Here is a 5,320-nt window from a genome sequence, read left to right as displayed (position 1 = left end):
AGGGGGATTGACGGCGAGATCTGGAAGGCGTCGCGCGTTGACTCCAGCTCGCCGGGCTCGGCCTGCTGAACAGCCAATGGTCGCTGATCTTGACCTATCCGACCTTCCTGGTGCCGTTCTGCACCTGGCTGCTGATGGGCTATTTCCGCTCGATCCCGTTCGAGCTGGAGGAATGCGCCATCATCGACGGCGCCTCGCGGCTGCAGATCCTGCGCCGCATCACCCTGCCGCTGGCCGTGCCCGGGCTGATCTCGGCCGGGATCTTCGCCTTCACCCTGTCCTGGAACGAGTTCATCTACGCCCTGACCTTCATCTCGGATTCCGAGCGCAAGACCGTCCCGGTCGGGGTCTTGACCGAACTGGTCCAGGGCGACACCTACCAGTGGGGCGCCCTGATGTCCGGCGCCCTGCTGGGGTCGCTGCCCGTGGTGCTGCTCTACTCCTTCTTCGTCGAGCACTACGTCTCCAGCATGACCGGCGCCGTGAAGGAATAGGCCAGGAGAACGTCCGTGACCGGGATCGCGTCCGTCGACACCCCGCTGCTGCGCGTGGCCTATGAGGAGGGCGGGCCCGGCGACGGCCGGCCGCTGGTGCTGCTGCATGGCTGGCCGGATCATCGCCGCACCTGGGACCGGGTGCTGCCGATCCTGCACGATGCCGGGTTCCGCACCCTGGTCCCGAATCTCCGCGGCTTCGGCGGCACCGCCTTCCGCGACCCCGGCACCATGCGTTCGGGCCAGCTCGCTGCGCTCGGGCAGGACGTGCTCGACTTCGCCGACGCGCTCGGCCTCGGGCGGTTCGCCGTGGTCGGGCACGACTGGGGCGCCCGCGCCGCCTATATCGCCGGCGCCCTGGCGCCGGATCGGGTGTCGCACTGCATCGCGCTCTCGGTTGGCTGGGGCACCAACGCGCCGGACCAGCCGCTCGCGCTCAACCAGATCCAGAACTACTGGTACCACTGGTACATGGCGCTCGACCGCGGCGCCGACCTGGTGCGCAACGACCGTCGCGGCTTCACCCGCCACATCTGGCGGATCTGGACCCCGGAGTGGGAGCTGGCGGAGGAGGAGTTCGAGGCGACGGCTGCGGCCTTCGACAACCCGGACTGGGCCGAGGTCACGCTGCATTCCTACCGGGTGCGCTGGGGCCTGGCGGAGCGCGATCCGCGCTACGACGAGATCGAGGCGAAGTTGGCCGCGAACCCGGGGATCAGGGTGCCGACGCTGGTCTTGCATGGCGGCTCCGACCCCTGCAACGACCCCTCGACCTCGGCCGGGAAGGAGAAGTTCTTCCGCGACCGCTACGAGCGCGACGTCCTGCCCGGGATCGGCCATTTCCCCCAGCGCGAGGCCCCGAACGCCGTCTCCGAGGCGATCCTGCGGTTCCTGGCCGACGAGGGCTGAGGCGGCGCGCTGCCGCTGTTCCGCTGCAAAAACCCAACCCGTCATCCCCGCGAAAGCGGGGATCTCGTGACGCTCTGACCGGACAGAGATTCCCGCTTTCGCGGGGATGACGGCAAGGGGGATGGGCCGCTGCAGCGGCCGACCCGCGCTCATGCGGCGAGGCATTGACAGCCACGCCGATGTCGCCATAAGTTAGTTAACGATTACTAACTTTGTGAGTCGTGGTATGGCCGGCAAAGGCAGGGACACCAGGGCGCGGATCGAGGAGGCGGCCATCCGCCTGTTCGCCGAGCGCGGGGTGGAGGGCACCTCGGTGCGCGACATCGCCGCCGCGGTGGGGGTGACCGAGGCGGCCTTGTATCGCCACCTGACCTCGAAGGACGAGTTCGTGGCCGGGCTGTTCGCCGACCGCTATGTGGCGCTGGGCCGCCAGGTCCATGCGGCGCAGGACGGGCTGGCCGGCTTCGCCGCGCGGATGCGGGCGATGGTGGTGGCCTGCTGCGAGCTGCACGACCGCGACCCGGCGCTGTTCCGCTTCCTGCTGATCGTCCAGCACCGGGCGCTGCCCAGCCTGGCGGTGGGCGAGCCCAACCCGGGCGACGTTATCGGCGCCGTGGTCGTCGACGGCATCCGCGAGGGCGCCGTGACCATCGCCGACCCGCAGCTGGCCACCGCCATGGTGTTCGGCTGCGTGCTGCAGCCGGCGGTGTTCCTGCTCTACGGCCGGCTCCAGGGCGGCCTCACCGACCATGCGCCGGCGATCGCCGGCGCCATCCTGCGGGCGCTCGGCGGCTCCGCCGCCTGACGCCGCATCCCCATCCGTCTCAGCGCAAGGAGACGCCTATGATCGACCCGATCGTGTTCCTGCTGATGATCGCCGCCATGATCTGGCTCGGCGTGCAGGTCCTGACCCAGCGCAGCGCCATCCGCGACCTCGAATCGCGGCTCGACTTGATCGATGACGAGGAGCCGGCCGGCCGGAAGTCGTGACCGGCCATCCGAAATCCAGACCCGTCATTGCGAGCCCCGAAGGGGCGTGGCAATCCAGGGATCGAGCCGCTGGATCGCCGCGTCGCTTCGCTCCTCGCGATGACGGTCTTAACTGACGGACAAGAGAGCTTGGGCCCTCAGCCCGCGCGGTCCTTGTCGATCTGGCTCTTCAGCGCGTCGAAGCCGACGGCGCCGGGGATGATCTGGTCGTTGATGACGAAGGCCGGCGTGCCCTGCACGCCCAGCGCCTCGGCCAGGTCCATGTTGGCCCGCAGCTCCGCCACCACCGACGGGTCGTTCATGTCCTGCTTCAGCTTGTCGAGGTCGAGCCCGACCTGCTGGGCGGTGTCGTAGACGACCTGGTCGGTCAGCTGGCCCTTGAAGCCCATCAGCTTGGTGTGGAAGTCGAGATACTTGCCCTGCTTCTGCGCCGCCAGCGAGGCCCGCGCCGCGGTCACCGAGGCGGGCCCGAGGATCGGGAACTCCTTCAGCACCACCTTGAGCCCGCTATCCGCCTTCATCAGCCGCTCCAGGTCGGGCTGGGAGCGCTTGCAGTAGCCGCACTGGTAGTCGAAGAACTCGACCAGCGTGACGTCGCCCTGGGCGTTGCCGATCACCGGCGAGGACGCGCTGCGGAAGATCTCGTCGGCCCGGCTGGTCAGGGTCTTGGCCTGGGCCGAGCGCTCCTCCGCATCTTTCTTGGCCTGGTAGGCGTCCAGCGCCTCGACCACGATCTCCGGATGGGCGCGGATATAGTCGCGCACTACCTGCTCGATCGCCTCCTTCTGGGCCGGATCGACCGCGGGGGTGCTCTGGGCCGGGGCCGGCGACTGCTGCGCCCAGACCGACGGCGAAGCCACCGCCACCGCGGCGAGGACGGCCAGGCTGGCGAGACGGCTGGGGCGGAGCATCGGGGTATCCTTTCGCTGACGCATGGCTCTCATAGGGTCTTTTCGCGGGATCGCGGTCCCGGGTCACGGTCTTTCGTGCCGGATTCCGTCATTTTCTGATGCGGGCCTGATCGATCGCCGACTTCAGCACATCATAGCTCACCGCGTCGTAGTTCTCGCTGTGCGGCACCATGCGGCCATTGACCACATAGGCCGGCGCGCCCTCGATGCCCAGCGACTTGGTCAGGGCGGCGACCGATTGCAGCTCCGCCGTCACCGTCGGGTCCTGCATGTCGCGCTTCAGCCGGTCGACATCGAGGCCGACCTGCCGCGCCATCGAGAACACCAGATCGTCGCTGAGTCGGCCCTTGAAGCGCATCAGCGCGGTGTGGAACGCGGCGTAGCGCCCCTGCTTCTGTGATGCCAGCGCCGCGCGGGCGCCGGTCACCGACACCGGGCCGAGGAAGGCGAATTCCTTCAACTCGATGCGCAGCCCGGTGTCCTCCTGCAGCAGCCGCTCGATCGTCGGCTGCGACCGCTTGCAGTCGACGCATTGGTAGTCGGAGAATTCCAGGATGGTGACGTCGCCGCGCGGGTTGCCCAGCACCGGCGAGGCCGGGCTTTGCGCCGCGGCCGGGGCGGCCGTCAGCGCGGCGAGCAGGATGGAGCCGGCAAGTCGGCCGGCATGACGCAGAATGCTGTTCATCGAATATCCCCCTCCGATGGTGAAATCTCGCTCTGAAATCCGTTTCAGCCCGGCTTGTCCTCGGCCTGACTCTGCAGGTCCTGGGCGCGGCGCCAACCGGGCGAGCCGCGCGGCAGCAGCTGCAGCGCCCGTTCGACCTGGGCCCGGGCGTTCGGCTTGTCGCCGCGGGCCAGGTTGTCCTCGGCCAGGGCCAGCGCCGCGTTGCCCATGTCGCCGACCTTGCCGTAGGCGGTGCCCAGCAGCCGCCAGACGATCGGCGGCGTCTTCTCCGGGTCGACGCTGGCGCGCTGCAGGTCGCGGATGGCGCTGCGCAGCTCGGCATCCGAGCCGCGGTCGATCTTGGTCTGGGCCAGCGGGATCAGCAGCAGCGGCTCGCCCGGCAGCAGCGCCAAGGCGCGCTCGTAATACGGCCTGGCCTCGGTCAGCCGCCCGGTCTCCAGCAGGATCTGGCCGCGCAGCTCGAGGAAATAGGGGTTGCGCGGCTCGGCCTTGATCAGCGCATCGGTGCGGCCCAGCGCGTCGGGGAAGTAGTTGTTGCGATAGGCGGCGACCGCCCGGGCGTATTGCGCCGGGACGCTGGTGTCGCCGGGCGGATAGACTCGCGGCACCGATTGCGGCTGGGTGAAGCCGAACAGCTTGGCCCGCATCCGGGCGAACATGTCGTCATAGCCGGGCGGCACGCTGCCGCCGCGCAGCGGCGACTTCTCGACCGCGTCCTGCACCGCCTCGATCCGGTCGGCGGTCAGCGGGTGGGTGCGGGTATATTCCGAGCCGGTCGGGTGCGCCAGCTCGGCATCCTGCATGCGCTTGAGGAAGCTGAGCATGCCGTCGGCCGGGATGCCGGCCTGGGCCAGGAAGCGCAAGCCCGCCTGGTCGGCCGAGCTCTCGATGCCGCGGGTGAAGTTGACCATGTTCTGCCGCACCATGTCCTGGGCGGTGATCGCGCCGGCCATGGCGGCGTCGCCGCGTCCGGCCGCCGCGCCGGCGGCGACGCCCAGCAGCGAGCCAATGGTGGCGATCAGCTTGCTGCGCTCCATCTGCTCGGAGCCGCGCACCAGATGGCCGCCGGCGATGTGGCCGGTCTCGTGCGCCAGCACGGCCAGCAGCTCGTCGGCGCTGCGCGTCTCCAGGATCAGCCCGGCATAGACGAAGATGTTCTGGCCGCCGGCGACGAAGGCGTTCACGTCGTCGTCATTGACCAGCAGGATGGTGACCGCCTCCGGGTTCAGCCCGGCCGCCCGGAAGATTGGCGTCAGCATCTTGTGGATGCTAGTTTCGATCTCGGCGTCGCGGACCACCGGAATGCGTTGCGCCTGGGCCGCCGCGAGGGG

Annotated in this window: 7 protein-coding genes; 4 read left to right on the top strand and 3 right to left on the bottom strand. The window is 69.3% G+C overall.

Annotation, left to right across the window (positions count from 1 at the left end; all coding sequences use genetic code 11):
• Window positions 1–62 precede the first annotated feature (62 nt).
• The 4 genes from ABDW35_RS31630 (at window position 63) to ABDW35_RS31615 (ending at window position 2,393) form a co-directional block, all read left to right on the top strand.
• The gene (locus ABDW35_RS31630; RefSeq protein WP_343717821.1) at window positions 63–494 is read left to right on the top strand and encodes a carbohydrate ABC transporter permease; all 432 of its coding nucleotides are present in this window, start codon (window positions 63–65) and stop codon (window positions 492–494) included.
• 15 nt (window positions 495–509) lie between these two features.
• A complete protein-coding gene (locus tag ABDW35_RS31625) occupies window positions 510–1,403 on the top strand; it encodes an alpha/beta hydrolase (RefSeq protein ID WP_343717820.1) in 894 nt (297 codons plus the stop codon).
• 226 nt (window positions 1,404–1,629) lie between these two features.
• Window positions 1,630–2,208 carry a TetR/AcrR family transcriptional regulator gene (locus ABDW35_RS31620; RefSeq protein WP_343717819.1) on the top strand — a complete coding sequence of 193 codons (579 nt, stop codon included), beginning with the start codon at window positions 1,630–1,632 and terminating at the stop codon, window positions 2,206–2,208.
• Window positions 2,209–2,246: 38 nt separating this feature from the next.
• Window positions 2,247–2,393 (top strand): hypothetical protein, encoded by a 147-nt coding sequence (locus ABDW35_RS31615; protein ID WP_343717818.1) that lies wholly within the window; start codon window positions 2,247–2,249, stop codon window positions 2,391–2,393.
• 137 nt (window positions 2,394–2,530) lie between these two features.
• Here ABDW35_RS31615 and ABDW35_RS31610 read toward each other — a convergent pair whose 3' ends face one another.
• The 3 genes from ABDW35_RS31610 to ABDW35_RS31600 form a co-directional block, all read right to left on the bottom strand.
• Window positions 2,531–3,304 carry a DsbA family protein gene (locus ABDW35_RS31610; RefSeq protein ID WP_343717817.1) on the bottom strand — a complete coding sequence of 258 codons (774 nt, stop codon included), beginning with the start codon at window positions 3,302–3,304 and terminating at the stop codon, window positions 2,531–2,533.
• Between the two features lie 88 nt (window positions 3,305–3,392).
• Window positions 3,393–3,989, bottom strand: a complete 597-nt coding sequence (locus ABDW35_RS31605; protein ID WP_343717816.1) for a DsbA family protein — start codon at window positions 3,987–3,989, stop codon at window positions 3,393–3,395.
• Window positions 3,990–4,033: 44 nt separating this feature from the next.
• On the bottom strand, window positions 4,034–5,320 hold a 1,287-nt coding region (locus ABDW35_RS31600), incomplete at its 5' end, for a M48 family metalloprotease (RefSeq protein ID WP_343717815.1).

The organism is Inquilinus sp. (genome assembly GCF_039594555.1).
Classification (GTDB): Bacteria; Pseudomonadota; Alphaproteobacteria; order DSM-16000; family Inquilinaceae; genus Inquilinus.
Note: the sequence above shows the minus strand (reverse complement) of the source record. Positions and strands in the feature narration are given on the sequence as shown.